17 protein-coding genes are annotated in these 17,028 nt (G+C 32.9%); 7 read left to right on the top strand and 10 right to left on the bottom strand.

The features are described from left to right. Nucleotides 1–152: 152 nt before the first annotated feature. The 3 genes from A5893_RS01300 (at nt 153) to A5893_RS01290 (ending at nt 1,939) form a co-directional block, all read left to right on the top strand. Nucleotides 153–707 (top strand): REP-associated tyrosine transposase, encoded by a 555-nt coding sequence (locus A5893_RS01300; protein WP_068820729.1) that lies wholly within the window; start codon nt 153–155, stop codon nt 705–707. Between the two features lie 167 nt (nt 708–874). Further along, entirely contained in the window at nt 875–1,330 is a 456-nt protein-coding gene (locus tag A5893_RS01295; RefSeq protein ID WP_068820728.1) for a phage tail protein, read from the top strand. A gap of 3 nt (nt 1,331–1,333) precedes the next feature. Next, nucleotides 1,334–1,939 (top strand): DUF2238 domain-containing protein, encoded by a 606-nt coding sequence (locus tag A5893_RS01290; protein ID WP_068820727.1) that lies wholly within the window; start codon nt 1,334–1,336, stop codon nt 1,937–1,939. Between the two features lie 63 nt (nt 1,940–2,002). Here A5893_RS01290 and A5893_RS01285 read toward each other — a convergent pair whose 3' ends face one another. Continuing rightward, nucleotides 2,003–2,734, bottom strand: coding sequence for a DUF3891 family protein (locus A5893_RS01285; RefSeq protein WP_068820726.1), 732 nt, complete (start codon nt 2,732–2,734; stop codon nt 2,003–2,005). A gap of 222 nt (nt 2,735–2,956) precedes the next feature. On the opposite strand from A5893_RS01285, the gene A5893_RS01280 reads away from it, so the two are divergent. From A5893_RS01280 to A5893_RS01265, 4 genes are all read left to right on the top strand, one after another. Continuing rightward, a complete protein-coding gene (locus tag A5893_RS01280; RefSeq protein WP_068820725.1) occupies nt 2,957–3,337 on the top strand; it encodes a DUF2237 family protein in 381 nt (126 codons plus the stop codon). Nucleotides 3,338–3,596: 259 nt separating this feature from the next. Further along, on the top strand, nt 3,597–4,022 hold the full coding sequence (locus A5893_RS17790; protein ID WP_068820724.1) for a hypothetical protein: 426 nt from the start codon (nt 3,597–3,599) through the stop codon (nt 4,020–4,022). 24 nt (nt 4,023–4,046) lie between these two features. Further along, entirely contained in the window at nt 4,047–4,340 is a 294-nt protein-coding gene (locus A5893_RS17785) for a histidine kinase (RefSeq protein ID WP_068820723.1), read from the top strand. Between the two features lie 106 nt (nt 4,341–4,446). Next, on the top strand, nt 4,447–4,971 hold the full coding sequence (locus tag A5893_RS01265) for a GNAT family N-acetyltransferase (RefSeq protein ID WP_068820722.1): 525 nt from the start codon (nt 4,447–4,449) through the stop codon (nt 4,969–4,971). Here the strand turns inward: A5893_RS01265 and A5893_RS01260 are convergent. From A5893_RS01260 to mraY, 9 genes are all read right to left on the bottom strand, one after another. Continuing rightward, nucleotides 4,968–6,206 carry an MFS transporter gene (locus A5893_RS01260; RefSeq protein WP_068820721.1) on the bottom strand — a complete coding sequence of 413 codons (1,239 nt, stop codon included), beginning with the start codon at nt 6,204–6,206 and terminating at the stop codon, nt 4,968–4,970. The two genes, A5893_RS01265 and A5893_RS01260, sit on opposite strands and share 4 nt — an antisense overlap. 369 nt (nt 6,207–6,575) lie before the next feature. Beyond that, nucleotides 6,576–8,201, bottom strand: coding sequence for a cell division protein FtsZ (gene ftsZ / locus A5893_RS01255; protein ID WP_068820720.1), 1,626 nt, complete (start codon nt 8,199–8,201; stop codon nt 6,576–6,578). Between the two features lie 126 nt (nt 8,202–8,327). Next, on the bottom strand, nt 8,328–9,671 hold the full coding sequence (gene ftsA, locus A5893_RS01250) for a cell division protein FtsA (protein ID WP_068820719.1): 1,344 nt from the start codon (nt 9,669–9,671) through the stop codon (nt 8,328–8,330). Between the two features lie 2 nt (nt 9,672–9,673). Then, a complete protein-coding gene (locus tag A5893_RS01245) occupies nt 9,674–10,543 on the bottom strand; it encodes a cell division protein FtsQ/DivIB (protein WP_068820718.1) in 870 nt (289 codons plus the stop codon). Beyond that, the gene (murC, locus tag A5893_RS01240; RefSeq protein WP_068821416.1) at nt 10,536–11,888 is read right to left on the bottom strand and encodes a UDP-N-acetylmuramate--L-alanine ligase; all 1,353 of its coding nucleotides are present in this window, start codon (nt 11,886–11,888) and stop codon (nt 10,536–10,538) included. The genes A5893_RS01245 and murC overlap by 8 nt, the downstream gene beginning before the upstream one ends. Nucleotides 11,889–11,891: 3 nt before the next feature. Further along, a complete protein-coding gene (gene murG / locus A5893_RS01235) occupies nt 11,892–12,992 on the bottom strand; it encodes an undecaprenyldiphospho-muramoylpentapeptide beta-N-acetylglucosaminyltransferase (RefSeq protein ID WP_068820717.1) in 1,101 nt (366 codons plus the stop codon). A gap of 120 nt (nt 12,993–13,112) precedes the next feature. Then, on the bottom strand, nt 13,113–14,288 hold the full coding sequence (locus A5893_RS01230; protein ID WP_068820716.1) for an FtsW/RodA/SpoVE family cell cycle protein: 1,176 nt from the start codon (nt 14,286–14,288) through the stop codon (nt 13,113–13,115). Nucleotide 14,289: 1 nt separating this feature from the next. Beyond that, nucleotides 14,290–15,684: a UDP-N-acetylmuramoyl-L-alanine--D-glutamate ligase gene (murD, locus tag A5893_RS01225; protein WP_082911268.1), complete on the bottom strand. Its 1,395-nt coding sequence runs from the start codon at nt 15,682–15,684 to the stop codon at nt 14,290–14,292. 41 nt (nt 15,685–15,725) lie between these two features. Next, a complete protein-coding gene (gene mraY, locus A5893_RS01220; RefSeq protein WP_068820715.1) occupies nt 15,726–17,021 on the bottom strand; it encodes a phospho-N-acetylmuramoyl-pentapeptide-transferase in 1,296 nt (431 codons plus the stop codon). Nucleotides 17,022–17,028: the final 7 nt, after the last annotated feature.

Here is a 17,028-nt window from a genome sequence, read left to right as displayed (position 1 = left end):
AGATTATTTTAGATTTACAATGTCTAAAGAGGTTATTTAACTAGAAATCAGCAGGCCTCTACTGTCCGTCGAGTTTAGCGAAGCGTTCTCTACGGATTAGCAAATAAATAAGAGTCTCCAGACTCGATAAAATAGATTATTTTAGCTTCACAATGTCTGAAAGAGGTTATTTAATTAAAAATCAGCAAGCCGTTCATTTTATCACTTTTGCAGTGGTTCAATGGGTTGATATTTTTACGAGAAAAGTTTATGCCGATATTGTAATTAATAGTCTAGAATTTTGCCAGAAAAATAAAGGGCTTAAAATTCATGCTTGGTGTTTAATGAGCAATCATATCCATTTAATTATCTCTACAGAAGAGCCAAACAAACTTTCGGATTTATTAAGAGACTTCAAAAAATTTACTTCAGTTAAAATTTTAGAGGAATTAAATAATAGTAATATTGAAAGCAGAAAAAACTGGATGCTTTGGATCTTTAAAAAAGCAGGAGAAAATAACAATAGAAATAAAGAATTTCAATTTTGGCAACAAAATAATCATCCCATTGAATTAGATAATGTGAAAATATTTGATTCTAAAATGGCTTATCTCCATCAAAACCCGATTAGAGCAGGCTTTGTTAGAGAGGAAAAAGATTATTTACTTTCTTCCGGACTTGATTATTATGGAAATGAGCAAGGTTTGCTTAAAATTGATTTTTTGTAGTATCGAGAGTTTGAAAACTCTCTAATATTATTAAATCTGTAGTCACGCTACGCTTAAGACTACAGACAGAAATGGTCTGAAGAGGTTATTTAACTAGAAATCAGCAAGCCGTTCATTTTATTTTAATTGTTTGATGAAACTTATTTATTAAATGATAGATTAGATTTATGCCATACGACGGAACAACACAAGATACAATATGGCCTTTGCCTAAATTTAATTTTTCAGTAATAATATGCGGTCAAGTAGTACCATTTCAAGAAGTTTCTGGATTAGAAACAGAAGCTCAAATAATTGAATATCGGGCTGGCAACAGCAAACAATTCTCTACCGTTAAAATGCCTGGAATAGCTAAATATAAAAATGTAACGCTTAAAAAAGGAATCTTTCTGAGAGATAATAAATTTTTTGATTGGTTTAACAGCATTACTATGAATACTTTGAAAAGAGAAACCATCACTATTCAACTGTTAGATCAAACAGGAAATCCTACCATGACATGGACTTTATTAAATGCTTGGCCAACAAAAATTTCAGGAACAGATTTGAAATCTGATGGAAACGAAGTAGCCGTAGAAACTATTGAAATTGCACATGAAGGAATAACCATAGCCAACTCATAATCCGTGAAAAAATACTATTTACTCATCATATTATTCTTCGTTGGTCTTGCGGTTTCAGCAATAAACCCTCATGATTATTTCACTTGGCTATTAGAGGTTTTTCCGGCTATCATTGGCTTTATCGTTCTACTTTTAACGTTTAAAAGCTTCAAATTTTCTTACCTAACCTATGTTTTTATTTTAATCCATTGCTATATTTTATTTATTGGTGGGCATTATACTTATGCAGAAGTTCCTTTATTTGAGTGGATTAAAGAAGCATTTCATCAAACTAGAAATAACTATGATAAAGTTGGACATTTTATACAAGGATTTGTCCCAGCTATGATTGCCAGGGAATTGTACATCAGAAAACAAGTTATAAGAAAAGGAGCTTGGTTATCTTTTTTAACCGTTTGTACTTGTGTTACCATCAGTGTATTTTATGAGTTTTTAGAATGGTTTGTTGCCATTGCATCTGGAGAATCTGCAGAATCATTTTTGGGAACACAAGGTTATGTTTGGGATACTCAATCCGACATGCTTTACGCAATGATTGGTGCAATCTGTATGGTTGTTTTTTTATCTAAAATTCAGGATAGGCAAATATTGAAAGTAAAAAACGTTTGAAATGATTGAAAAGCAACATTTATTATTAAAAATCAATTCAAATTCATTTACCAAGAGCTAAAATCATTTAGAAAAAATAAATTCTTCTCTTTGTACTTCTGCAGCTTTACAAACTTTGTCAAACTCCTCAATGGAATCAAACTTTAATTGCTCCACAATTTTATATTCATAAAATACTTTGAAAGTATCGTTTTTAAATACCCAAGGCGATACTGTAATTACATTTTCTGCTTTATAAGAAACTTGGTTCATATCCCCATCCGGACTTTTAGATATTTCCATTTTTCTGCCTTCAGGTTGTATTTTATCCATGCAAATAAGAAGTGAAAATGCATCGCACCACTCTACAAATCGATATAAACGATCTGCATAATTTTGATCAATATCTAAATGTTTAAGAATGTTTTTTCTGATTTTTCCTTGCTCTTTTAAAAAGGCTTCTAATTTTTTGTCGCCATTATCTTCAGATATAAAATCAATATGCAAAGATGTGAGCAAAGCATTTAACTGACTTTTTGAAGTAGCTATTTCCATCACATTTATTTGCCGCTTTAAATCTGTTTTTTTAGACCCATCACTAACAATAAAATGTCGTGGTGCGCCGGCTTGTGTAAGATTTTTACTTTCTGTTGTTTCTTCAACACCATCATCATGTTCTGCAATGGCTATTATTGTTGGTACCATAATATCATTTGGTAAATCGATATCATATTGATAGGCCAACATGGCTGCTAACAAACCATGAGAACGTTGGTTGATAATTTTCCAACCTTTTTGATGAGAGATAACAATCATTATTTAAAATTTTGAACTTATTTTTAGAATAGATTTATTGTTAACTAGTTTCAAAAATTATACCATGCAAATAATGATTTGTTTTTAAAATTTTGATTGATTTGCAGACAATAGTTATTTTAAATTAAATGCTAAGAGCAAATCATGAAAATATAATTTAAACATTCACAAATTAATTGCGTTAACATTCTAGCAACCAAATCATATTTTTAAGATTTAGACATGACAAAAACTCATCCCATAGATAAAAACGTTTTAGGAACTCCATTACAAATTGCAGGAACTAACCCTTTAACTGGATTTTATAGAGATGGTTTTTGTTGTACTGGTCCACAGGATATTGGTAAACATGTTGTGGCTGCGGTAGTGTCAGATGCTTTTTTAGAATTCACTTTAGCTTTAGGAAATGATTTGATTACTCCATATCCTGAAAGTAATTTTCCGGGTTTAAAAGCTGGAGACAAATGGTGCTTATGCGCCTTAAGATGGAAAGAAGCTTTTGATGCTGGTTTTGCACCCTCTGTTATTTTAGAAGCAACTCATGAACATGCTTTACTTTACGTAACCTTAGAAGAATTGAAAGCAAAACAGTTTAAAATATAAATGTTGATTGATTTTAAAACCAAACAGCATTTAAGTGAGAGTATTAATCTTTTTTTAGAAAAATTTGACATCTTAAAAGCCTGATAAATAGCTATTTATCTAATATTAAAATATCTATTAATCACATAAAATTAAAGAATTCTAAACAAAAAATAATAAACCGATTACCCTAAGTAATTATTTTAAAAAATTAATATCTTGCTTTTAAATTATTAAGATTAATTTTTTTTGTTTTAAAACCTTAGTTAAAAGCTGTAAGATGGCAAATCATCAAGATTCTGAAGAATTAATTATTGCAAAAAGAGAAATTGAGTTTCAAAAAGTAGAAATAGAAACACTTACTAACGAACTCATCATAATCAAAAAAGATTTTATTTTTCAGAATGGAGAAAAACAAAAACGAGCAGAAGAGTTAATTCTTGCAAACAAAGAATTAGCCTTTCAAAACGATGAAAAACAAAACCGGGCAGAAGAGTTAATTCTTGCAAATAAAGAACTGGCTTTTCAAAACGACGAAAAGCAAATCAGAGCAGATGAGCTAGTTCTTGCAAATAAGGAACTGGCTTTTCAAAATAATGAAAAACAAAATCGAGCAGATGAGCTAAACCTCGCAAATAAAGAACTAGCTTTCCAAAATGATGAAAAACAAAACCGAGCAGATGAACTAATCCTTGCAAATGAGTAACTTGCATTTCAAAAAGAAGAAAAAGTGAAACGCTCCGAAGAGCTAACTGTAGCTTATGAGGAACTTAAAAAGACAGAAGAATATTTAAAACAGTATATTAATGGGCTAGAAGAAATGATGTTTATTACTTCTCATAAAGTAAGACAACCTGTTGCAAATATTTTAGGTATATCAACACTTCTTGACTCTGGCACTAATTATTCTCATGAGGAATTAAAAAAAATAGTGAACTATTTGAAACATTCAGCAATCACTTTAGATAATTTTACAAGAGAACTTTCTACATTTATGATTTCCCTAGAGAGGAAAATAAAATAATGATCCTCTAAATATCAGTTAAACTCAAATAAGGTTAGCTTATGCTACTTATAATCATTTTGTTAAAATCAAATTGATTTCCTTTACAAACTTATACCTTTAAATTATGAATGTTGAACTTCAAAAAGCTGATCACTCTCAGGCTGTAAAAATTTGGGAAATTTTACAAAAAGCTATTCAAAGAAGAAAAGCAGAAGGAAGCAATCAATGGCAAGATGGTTATCCAAATCTCGATATTATAAAAACCGACATTGAAAAAGAACAAGGTTTCGTTTTAATTGATGGGGAAGATATTTTAGGTTATTGTGCTTTGATATTAAATGATGAACCCGCTTATGCTGAGATTGAAGGTAAATGGTTAAGTGACGATGATTTTGTTGTTTTTCATAGGGTTGCGATTGATGATGGGCATTTAGGTAAAGGTTTAGCAAAAAAAATGATTTCTTTAATTGAGGAATATACTCTAGAAAATAATATATATAGTGTTAAAGCAGATACCAATTTTGATAATATGGCAATGCTTAAAATTTTTAAAAACCTAGGCTATACTTATTGCGGAGAAGTTTATTTTAGAGGAGGAGCCAGAAAAGCTTTTGAAAAAGTTTTAAGCAAGACCTCAATCAATATTTAATTACTAACCAACTCCAAATTCGCTCTTCTTTTTTTATCCAAAAAGTAGATTAAATACATGATAACTAAGGAGGCAACGATCAAAAGAAAATAACTGTAACTAAGATTAGTTTCATCCTTTGCAGGGAAGATTTCGATGATGAAATAACTCAGGAAAGAAACCATAACGTATGCTAACCCACCAGTTAAACCACCAGAAATTCCAGCATTTTTAGGAAACTTAGCTAAGCAATAAGTAAAATAATTATTGAACGTAAACCCAGCAGCAATATGTATTAAAAATGCGAAACCTATTAAACTATAAATGTTGCTAATAAAGCCAAGGCTTAAAATCATAACAATTACAAATGACATTTGAGCTAATAAATTTACTGAAAGTCGCTTAATAAAAGGTTTTTCTATTGTTGCCTTACCAATAAATCCACCAATCATCCAGGCAATTCCTAAAATTAAGGAGCTATATCCTGCATAAACTACAGAAAGATTAAGATGATGTTGGATGATGAAAGGACCTGTCATATTAAAAACCATCACCATGCTGTAAGCTAAACCTAACATCATTATGCCTAGTGTAAAACTGGCGGTCAAAATCATTTCTTTATAAATAGTAGCTATTTTTTTGATTTTAAATTCTTGAAAATTCTTAAGAGTTTCTCCGCTAAAAGCATATTCTAAACCTGCAAAAACAATTGCAAAAATGGCCAGGAAATAAAAGTTTGACTCCCAACCAAAAGACTTCTCTAAATAGCCACCAACAAATGGCGCAACGATTGGTCCGGTAGACCAGATAATTGTAAATAAACTTAAATAATGTTTTAATTTTTCTCCAGTAAATAAATCTACAAAATAGGCTCTTTTAGACACAACAATTGCGCTTACTGTTATCCCATGAATAACTCTCATGAAATAAATAAGATAAATATTATGCGTATTTGCCACCAAAATACAAGATGCCGCCAATATTAATAAAGAATAAAAACTAATTTTAAAACGACCAAAACTGTCTAAAAAACTACCTATAAAAAGTTGCGAAACGCCATAACTAATTAAGAAGAAACTTAAAGTAAGCTGAACTTGCAGTTCGCTAACGTGTAACTCATTAGCCATATTTGGCAAAGAGGGCAAATAAACATCTGTCGCAAAACCGGATAAAGGAATGAGTGCAAAAGCTAAAAATGTAGCAATATTTTGATGCTGCTTTTTAATCTCTTTATATTTATTTGGTTGGGTTTGCATTACTGGAAAAAATATTCTTGAATCTAAATCTTGAAAAGCTGCAAAGCTAAAAGTTTAATACTTAATCAACTTGCTATAACACCAATGTTTCAAAATTTTGACTTTTTGATTATCTGTTCCAATAAATTGAAAAATATTTATTATTGATTTTTTTTTGCGTCAACGATATTAGTTAATGACGATTCTATAAAATTATAAAGCTTCGTCATGTTGATCCGCTAGCTAGCGGAGAAAACATCCCACTGGCAAAATTGCCATTCTAAATAAAAACCTATTTGTGAGAGGTCTTCTATCGTCGACATGACAGAATTTATTCTAAACAAAAAACCACCTATAAAAGGTGTTTTTAATGTATAAGGTTTGGGTTTGTTAATCTACATTATCATGCAAAAAAGAATTGTTCTGTCTAATTTCAGTTTGTCCGTCTTCGTTACTTAAAGTAAACCTTGAAACATGAGACTCTGAAGAATGAGGAACTTCTTTTAATGGCATTTGTCTTCTCTTATATGCTGGTTCATTTTCTAATTCTTGTACTCCAGAGCTAGAACGTAATTTCATGCTTAAATCTTTAAGGCGTAAAATACGTTCTTTCGATTTACGCAATTGCTCTTCCATCGTTTCATCGGTTTTGTTGTCATCTACGCTGGCAACAATAACTTCTGGCTCTTCTTCTTCAATTTCTTCTTCTTGAGCGTAAGATTGTCCAAATTCTGATTCAGAAAACTTCATACTGAAACCGAAATCATCTGTTTCTACAACTTCTTCTTCTCTTTCTTCTTCAATCAATTGATGTTTAACTACATCTTCATATGTTTCTTCTACTTGTTGTTTAGCAGAAACAAAAGGAATTTCCGCAAAAAGATCAGCTTGTTTTTTTGGCTTATCTTCATCCTTTGCTAAAACATAAGGAACTGTTTCTTCCATTTCCACAACTGGTTCTGCTTTTTTAGAGAACTCGTTTATTGGTCTTATTAATGGAGTATCGCTAGTTAAGAACTGCTTTTTTGGTGCACTTTGTTTCGACTGTAATCTTTCTTCTTGAGTTTGGAAACCTGTAGCTATAATAGTTACAGAAACATTATCCCCTAATTCTGGATCGGTACAATTACCCCAAATTAAATCGGCAGATAAACCAGCTTGTTCCTGGATAAAATCAGTAATGATACTTACCTCATCCATCGTTACTTCTTTATCGCCAGAGCTGATGTTTAATAATATATATCTAGCACCTTCAATTTCATTATCTTTTAATAATGGAGAAGCTAAAGCACCTTCAACTGCTCTTAAAGCTCTGTTTTCGCCTTCAGCAGAGAAACTACCCATGATTGCAACACCGCTATCCTTCATTACGGTACGCACATCTTTAAAATCGACGTTTATATACCCAGGAACAGTGATGATTTCTGCAATACCTTTAGCCGCTGTGGTTAAAATATCATCAGCTTGGCCAAATGCCGAACCTAAAGTCAAGTTTCCGAAAATCTCGCGTAAGCGATCATTGGAAATAACTAAATAAGAATCGACGTATTTTTTTAACTCTTCTAAACCTTCTTCGGCTTGCATTTTTCTACGCTTGCCTTCAAAAGAAAATGGAGTGGTAATAATTGCAACAGTAAGGATATCTAATTCTTTTGCAGCTTTTGCGATAATTGGACTTGCGCCAGTACCTGTACCACCACCCATTCCTGCTGTTATAAATAGCATTCTGGTATTTGATCCAAGCATTTCTTTTACATCGTCAATATTTTCTATTGCCGAGTTTTTACCCACTTCTGGGATAGAACCAGCTCCCATTCCCTCAGTTAAACTAGCACCTAATTGTACTTTGTTTGGGATTGGACTTAACTCTAAAGCTTGAGCATCAGTATTACAGATAATGAAATCTACACCTGTAATTCCTTGCCTGTACATGTGGTTTACTGCATTACCACCGCCACCGCCAACACCAATAACTTTGATGATGGATGACTTTTCTTTTAACATTTCAAACTGCATATCCTTAATTATCAGTTAGTAAGTTTTTATTTAAATTCAACTTAATCTACTCGTAATATTAAATAATATTCCACATTAGTTATCCACAAATGTTAATTGTGTGGAAAACTTGATTGTTGTTGAAAATTACTTTAAAAAATCCTGGTCGGATATATCATCCTTAATGAATTTTTTAGTTCCTTCTAACAATGAAGCAAACAAACCTCTGTTTTTACGTGGGGCTTCTGCAACTTCTACTTTCTTACTTGGTCTGCTTTCTCTTAGTGCATTTAATTCTTCCTTCTCAATTCCTTTTATTAACAAACCAATACCGGTTGCATACATAGGGCTTTTTAAATCCTCATAAATGGCCTTAGATAGTGTTTCGTTTTTAGCTAGATGCTCATTTGGATAACCAACTCTGCAATCTAAACCTGTAACATATTCAATTAACTGAGGTAAATGTTTTAACAATGCACCTCCACCAGTAACTACTATACCACCAATTAATTTCTTCTCATATCCAGAAGATTTAATCTCGTAATGAACATGATCAATAATTTCTTCCATTCTAGCCTGTATCACAAAAGCCAAGTTTTTAACGGAAATTTCTTTAGGCTCACGTCCTCTTAAACCCGGAACGCAAATGATTTCGTTTTCTTTATTTTCTTCTGCCAAAGCAGAACCAAATTTCACTTTTAATAATTCTGCCTGGTTACGCATTACAGAACATCCTTCTCTTATATCTTCTGTTACACTATTGCCACCAAACGGAATAACCGCTGTATGTCTGATGATGCCTTCATGGAAAATAGCTACATCAGTTGTACCGCCGCCAATATCTACCAAAACTACGCCTGCTTCTTTCTCTTCATCACTTAAAACGGCTTCAGAAGATGCTAAAGGTTCTAAGATTAAATCTTGGGTCTCAAGATTTGCTTGGTCAACGCATTTCATGATATTTTTGATAGCCGTAACCTGACCTGTAATGATATGAAAATTAGCTTCCAGTCTTACACCAGCCATACCAACCGGGTCTTTAATACCAGGTTCGTTATCTACTGTAAATTCTTGAGGTAAAACATGGATAATTTCTTCACCAGGATTCATGGCTAGTTTATACATGTCGTCTATCAACTTATCAATATCTCTTCTAGATATTTCGTTACTTAAATCTTTACGAGTTAAAATACCTCTATGCTGCAAACTTTTGATGTGTTGCCCGGCAATCCCAACGTTAACGATTTTAACATCCACATTTGATTGTGAACTTCCTTCGTCAACTGCATGTACAATTGCTTTTACGGTTTTGGCAATGTTAGAAACAATTCCTCTGGTTACCCCAGAAGACTCTGCTTTACCCAAGCCCAAAATTTCCACCTTCCCGTGTTCATTCTTTCTGCCAACTATGACACAAATTTTTGTTGTACCGATGTCCAAACCGACAACGATAGAGGAACTTTTTGATGGTTTGGTTATACTTTTTTCCATGATTAGTATATATTATTAGTTGAATCCAGATTTATGTTTTTATTGATAGTGTTACTGTCTATTTTTATTTCTGTTGGCATTTTCTTAACCAAAGTAGAATCTGCTCTTACACATACAATTTGACCTTGAAATTTTAAGTTAATTGCACTGTAAGTTTCCCAGCCAACTTTTGGGATAGCCTGTTTATAAAAAACGAGCAAGTTTTTAAACTTATCTACTAGCATATCCGCATTACCTAAAATTATCTTTTGTTTGCCAACCCTTGGCACTAATTCCATATCTTTTTGGTCGTTAACGTATATCTGTACAATTTGCTGACTCCATAAACTATCTGCATCTATAAATTTTGCGGTCGTAAACAAGTCTTTTGCTATTTGCGTTTTTAACGTATCTATTTTATCGTTAAATGTTTCTAAAATTGCTCCGTTTGCTGCTAAAACCCTGGCTGTAAAATGATCTGATAAAGGAATTTTTAATCCGTTTTGATCAATATAAAAATCTTGACCAGCTATATTAAAAACTCTTAAAATAGGTACTCTCTGTTTTACATCTGCATGAAGAATCCCATCCATATCTATGTAAACCTTTGCATACTCTACAAAAGGATTCGCTTTTAATTTATCCTCTAGTTTTTGAATGTTGATGTTCTCTAATCGCCTGCCAACTAATAGTCCGTTTCTATCTTTTAAAATTTCATCAACTTCGGCTCTTTCCACAAAAAACTGGTTTCCAGGCAATATCACTTCTACCTTTTCGCAAGTATTCTCTCCTTTTTTTATCTCGATGAAACTCATCAAAGTAATTACGCTACCAAGGCTGATTATCCATGCAAACGCAATCCCAATTGCTTTCCAGTTGATTCTCTTAAACATGGTTCATTACATTTTTAAGAGGTAAAACCAAAGTGTCAATATCGCCAGCGCCAACCGTTAAAAGTAGTTCCGGATTTTCGTTTCTTATAATTTCTAAAGTTTCTTCTTTTCCACAAACACGTACTTTTCCACTATCCATTTGATTTGCCAAAACCTGACTAGTTACTCCAGGAATTGGTTTTTCCCTAGCAGGATAAATGTCTAGTAAAATCAATTCATCAACTGTATTTAAAACTTCTACAAAATCTTTCTCAAAATCCCTGGTGCGTGAAAATAGATGAGGCTGAAAAATTACAGTCAATTTTTTTGTGGGATATAAAGACCTTACCGCTTCAAAACAAGCTTTTAATTCGGCAGGATGATGCGCATAATCATCAATGTAAATTCTCTCTTCTTTTACATGATATTCAAACCTGCGTTTTACTCCTTTAAAAGAGGATAATCCTAATCTAATTTGATCTGGATTCAATTTCATCTTAAGCGCAATATCAACGGCAGCAACTGCATTTTCAACATTATGCTTTCCGGGTAAACCAAGCTCTAAATCTTTAATTGAAGTGTTTTCATTTTCAAAATCAAAAAAGAAAGTGCCATTTTCTATTCTTACATTTAATCCTTTGGCTTTCGCCGATGATGACAATGCATAAGTGGTTCCGTTTTCAAGATTTAATCCTTCCCTAAAAATCAACTCCCCATTATCCTTAACCTGTTTTGCAAACAGATGGAAGGATTCATGCAATTGCGCTTCTGCACCATAAATATCCAAATGATCGGCATCCATAGAAGTAATTACCGCTAAATTAGGGTGAAGCGTTAAAAATGAACGATCATATTCATCAGCTTCTACAACTAAAACATCACTTTTTCCAATGATTAAGTTAGAATCATAATTAGTGGCAATTCCTCCTAAAAAAGCAGAACAATCAATATCTCCGCATTTTAATAAATGAGTTATTAAACTACTGGTAGTGGTTTTTCCGTGTGTCCCCGCTACCGCAATTGTGAATAAATCTTTAGAAATCATCCCTAAAACCTGGGAACGTTTATAAAGCTCGAAACCTTTATTTTTAAAATATTTTTGAATTTTACTTTCGGCTGGAATTGCTGGGGTAAAAATGATTAATGTTTCTTTATCTTTTTGTTGGAAAGAAATTGGGATTAAATTTGGTTCATCCTCATAAGAAATACAAATACCTTCTTTTACCAATGCTTGTGTTAAACCTGTTGGCGTTTTATCATAACCGCAAACCAAAAATCCTTTTTGATGGAAATAACGAGCGAGCCCACTCATCCCAATTCCGCCAATGCCGATCAGGTAAACTCGTTTTATGTTATTTAAATCCATCATTTAACTAGCAATATTTATTACTTCTTTCGCTATTAATTCATCGGCTTTAGCCAATCCCATTTTTGTTATATTTTGTGAAAGAGAAAGCATTTTCGCTTCGTCTTTTAACAATTTCATTGTTTGATCCACCAATTCCGATTCTGCATGACGATCTACAATTAAAATGGCAGCTTCTTTACTTACCAAAGCATTTGCGTTTTTGGTTTGATGATCTTCAGCAACATTTGGTGATGGCACTAAAACCACAGGTTTATTAACCAAACAAAGTTCTGCAATAGTTCCCGCTCCTGCTCTAGAAATAATTACATCTGCTGCGGCAAAAGCTAAATCCATTCGATCTAAGAACTCATAAATTCTTATTCCTTCTGCCTTTGATTGATTGCCATAACGCTCAATAATATTTTTATAGTAGAATTTACCGGTTTGCCATATCAATTGTACCTCAGCTTCTTTAAAGGTTTCCAATCCGGCCAACATACTGGTATTTAAAGTACCTGCTCCCAAACTCCCACCTACTACCAAAACGGTTTTTTTATTTGGATCTAGTTCAAAAAAATTGAAGGCTTCTTCCCTTTTACCAGCAACATCAATAGCACTTTCCCTTACAGGATTGCCTGTTTTTATAATTTTATTAACAGGAAAAAATTTCTCCATCTTATCAAAAGCTACACATATTTTTTTAGCTCCCTTACCTAAAAATTTATTGGTAACACCGGCATAAGAGTTTTGCTCTTGAATTAAATAAGGCACTTTTTTTAAAGATGCCGCATATAATAATGGCCCGGATGCATAACCGCCAACGCCTACAACTGCGTCTGGTTTAAAGTTTTTAATGATTTTAAAAGACTTTAAAAGACTACCGATAATTTTAAAAGGCAATAATAAATTTTTTGCTAATCCGCTTCTTTGAAAACCTTGAATATCTAAACCTATAATTTTATAACCTGCTGCTGGTACTTTTTCCATTTCCATACGCCCCGTTGCACCAACAAATAATATTTCTGTTTTGGCATCTAATTTTTTCAAAGCATTGGCAATAGCAATTGCAGGGAAGATGTGTCCTCCTGTGCCGCCTCCGCTTATGATTATTCTTTTTGCCATGTATCTAAATTTTGAATGAATGAATTTTGAATGATTGAATAAGCTATTCTATATCCTTCAAAATTTATTCATTATTTTTCATTCACTCCTTCACTAATTTTATCCTTCAATCATTAATCCCTAAGCCATTGCAGGTATTTCTCCAATTATTATTTTATCGGCTTTGCCTAAATTTTCTTCTTTATATTCTTCTACATCTTTACTTACTGATAAGATGATTCCTAACGCTACGCTTGTAAATAAAATGGATGTACCACCCATGCTAATTAGCGGTAAAGGAACTCCAGTTACTGGAAATAAATTTACTGCTACTGCCATATTAGCCAATGCCTGTATGGTTAAACTGAAACCTAAACCTGCTGCTAATAATGCCCCGAATGCTTTTGGAGCTTGTGTGACTATCTTCATGATGCGATACATGAGAAAAACGTATAAGAATACCAAGGTGAAACCTCCAACTAAACCGTATTCTTCAACTATAATCGCAAAAATAAAATCGGAATAGGGATGAGGAAGAAAATTTCTTTGGGTGCTATTGCCTGGTCCTTTGCCCATAATGCCACCTGTTGCAACTGCTATCTTAGCCTGATTTTGTTGAAATGTTTTATCAGAATTTTGCATCTCTGGATGTAAATAAGCTTTCACCCTTGAAATATAAACCCCACGTCTTGGACCCAACAAAACAACTATCAGTAATAAAATTAATAAGCCACCGCCTACAACGCTGATTTGTTTAAAGCTTACCCTGCCGATTAACAATAGTAAAACACCAACACCTGCTAACATCATAGCTGTAGATAAATTGGCATAAGCAATTAATAAGAAAATGCTTCCCATGGGTAATAAAAGCCATAATACTGTGCTTTTAAAATCTTTAATATTAGTTTGTTGCTTTGTTAAAGTTCTTGCTAAATAAGTGATTAAAGCTAATTTGGCTAAATCTGAAGTTTGGAAAGTTAAACCTGTTCCTGGTATTGCTATCCAACGACTTGCATCATTTACGTGACTACCAAAAACTAAAGTATAAATCAATAAGGGAATGGTAACCACCATTAAAACTTTAGAAATACCAGCGTAATATCGATAATCTAAAAGGTGTGCAAAATATATCAATACAAAACCCAAAATAATAAATAGCAGATGCTTAAACATTAAAGATTCTGACCCTACACCTCTTTTATAAGCTAAAGTGCCTGTTGCACTATAAACTGCTAAAACAGATATCAGCGAAAGCAAAATGATAATAATCCAAATCCAGCGATCTCCTTTTGTATGATCAAGTATTGCTTTTATCATATTAAAGTTCTTTTACAGCAGCTTTAAACTGGTTTCCTCTATCCTCGTAATTTTTAAATAAATCGAAACTTGCACAAGCAGGAGAAAGTAAAACTGTACTTCCTTTTTTAGCCATGTGATAAGCGATTTGAACGGCTTCACTTGCAGAAAAAGTATTTACCATCACTTCTACATCATCTTCAAAAGCATCATGAAGTGCTTTATTATCCTTTCCTAAACAGATAATTGCCTTCACTTTTTGGCGCATTAACTCTTTTAACATGGTGTAATCATTCCCTTTATCAACTCCACCCATAATTAAAACCACATCTGTATTTAAACTTTCTAAAGCGTACCAAACAGAATTAACATTTGTTGCCTTAGAATCGTTAATAAAAGTAATTCCTGAAATATTGGCCACAAATTCTAAGCGGTGATCAATATTTTTATAATTACCCATGCTTTCTCTTATCGTCTCATTTCTGATTTCTAAAGTTTTAGCGAGAATACCAGAGGCCATAGAATTATAGGTATTGTGTTTACCCTGTAACGCTAGGTCTTGGATGGTCATTTCGAATTGATCGGAGTTGGTGAGGTTTATCATTAGATTATTTGCTTTTAAATATGCGCCATTCTTCAATTCATGTTCGATTGAAAATGGATGTTTTTGACTTTTTATATCGGCGTAAGCCATATAATTTTTTATCTCCAAATCATCATCACAATAAATGAAATGGTCTGATGCTGTTTGGTTCTGTACAATCCTAAACTTAGATTTTACATAGTTTGCCATTTGATAATCGTATCTATCTAAATGGTCTGGTGTGATATTCAACAAAACCGCAATATCTGCTTTGAACTCATACATATCATCCAACATAAAACTGCTGATTTCTAATACGTAGTAATCAAAATTTTCTTGAGCTACTTGTCTCGCAAAGCTTTTTCCGATGTTTCCTGCCAAACCAACATTTAAACCCGCATTTTGTAAAATATGGTAGGTTAACATGGTGGTAGTTGATTTACCGTTAGAGCCAGTAATACAAATCATCTTTGCATTGCTATATCTACCGGCAAATTCTATTTCAGAGACTATAGGAATATTTTTCTCTTTTAGTTTTTTTACGATGTTTACTTTATCTGCAATACCTGGGCTTTTAACCACTTCAGTTGCATTTAAGATTAACTCCTCTGTATGTTTCTGAGCTTCAAAAGGAATTTTATATTGATTTAATTCATCCTGATAAGCTTGTTTTATTTCTCCAAAATCTGATACAAAAACTTCAAAACCCTGCTTTTTCGCTAAAATTGCCGCACCCACTCCGCTTTCTCCTGCACCAAGAATAACTAGCCTCACCCCAGCCCTCTCCAAAGGAGAGGGAGTTTGAAGTGCAGAATTTTGGTGGCTATTATTCATTTTCTTTGTTCTTTTTATCTTGATTCTTGTGTCTTGATTCTCTATCTTAATTTCAACGTCACTATGGTGATGATTGCTAATAAAATTCCTACAATCCAAAAACGGCTTACAATTTTAGATTCGTGGTAGCCCTTTTTCTGAAAATGATGGTGTAAAGGCGCCATTAGAAATATTCGTTTGCCTTCTCCAGATTTTCGTTTAGTATATTTAAACCAGCTTACCTGCATTATTACTGATAAGTTTTCTATCAGAAATACGCCACATAAAATAGGAATCAGTAATTCTTTACGAATCATGATTGCAAAAACAGCAATGATTCCTCCTATTGTTAAACTACCTGTATCGCCCATAAAAACTTGAGCTGGATAGGCGTTGTACCATAAAAAACCGATGCAAGCACCAACAAAAGATGCTGCAAAAATTACCAGCTCTCCAGAGTTTGGGATGTAAATAATCTTTAAATAATCAGCGATAATAGTGTTACCAGAAACATAAGCCAGCAAAGCCAAAGTAATCCCGATGATTGCTGAAGTTCCCGTCGCTAAACCATCAATTCCATCGGTGATATTTGCGCCGTTGGAAACAGCTGTAATAATTACGATTACAAAAAGTAGAAATACAACCAATGAATACTTTTGATAATCATCGCCTAAAAATTTTAAAACCTTGGCATAATCAAACTCATTATTTTTATAAAAAGGAATATTTGTGATGGTAGATTTTACGTCCTTAGCATAATAAATTCCGTTATTTTTTTCTACCCTAATTAGTTTTTCACCTTTTTCGTTAAAAATTTCTTCTTTAAAAGTTATGTTGCCTTTTGTAGATTTTGTCACCTCAGAAACTTGACTAACTGTTTGTCTTACCAAAATATCAGGATGGAAAAACATTGTCCAACCAATAATTAAAGACAAACCAACTTGACCAACAATTTTAAACTTTCCCGCTAAACCCTCTTTATTTTTTTTAAATACTTTGATATAATCATCTAAAAACCCAATCGCTCCCATCCAAACGGTGGTTATAATCATTAAAATGATGTATATATTTTCTATCCTCGCAAAAAGCAAAACCGGAATTAAAATCCCTGCAATAATGATTAAACCGCCCATTGTTGGCGTTCCTTGCTTTTGGTTTTGACCTTCTAAACCTAAATTTCTTACTGTTTCGCCAACTTGCTTATATCTTAAATAGCTAATTAATCTATTACCGTAAACAGTAGTAATAATTAAAGAAAGAATCATAGCCATCCCAGCTCTAAAAGAGATAAACTGGAAAAGTCCAAAACCTGGAAAGTCGAACTGTTTATCTAAATATGTAAAAAGATGGTATAGCATATTCTAA

This window comes from Pedobacter psychrophilus (assembly GCF_001652725.1).
GTDB classification, from domain to species: domain Bacteria; phylum Bacteroidota; class Bacteroidia; order Sphingobacteriales; family Sphingobacteriaceae; genus Pseudopedobacter; species Pseudopedobacter psychrophilus.
Note: the sequence above shows the minus strand (reverse complement) of the source record. Positions and strands in the feature narration are given on the sequence as shown.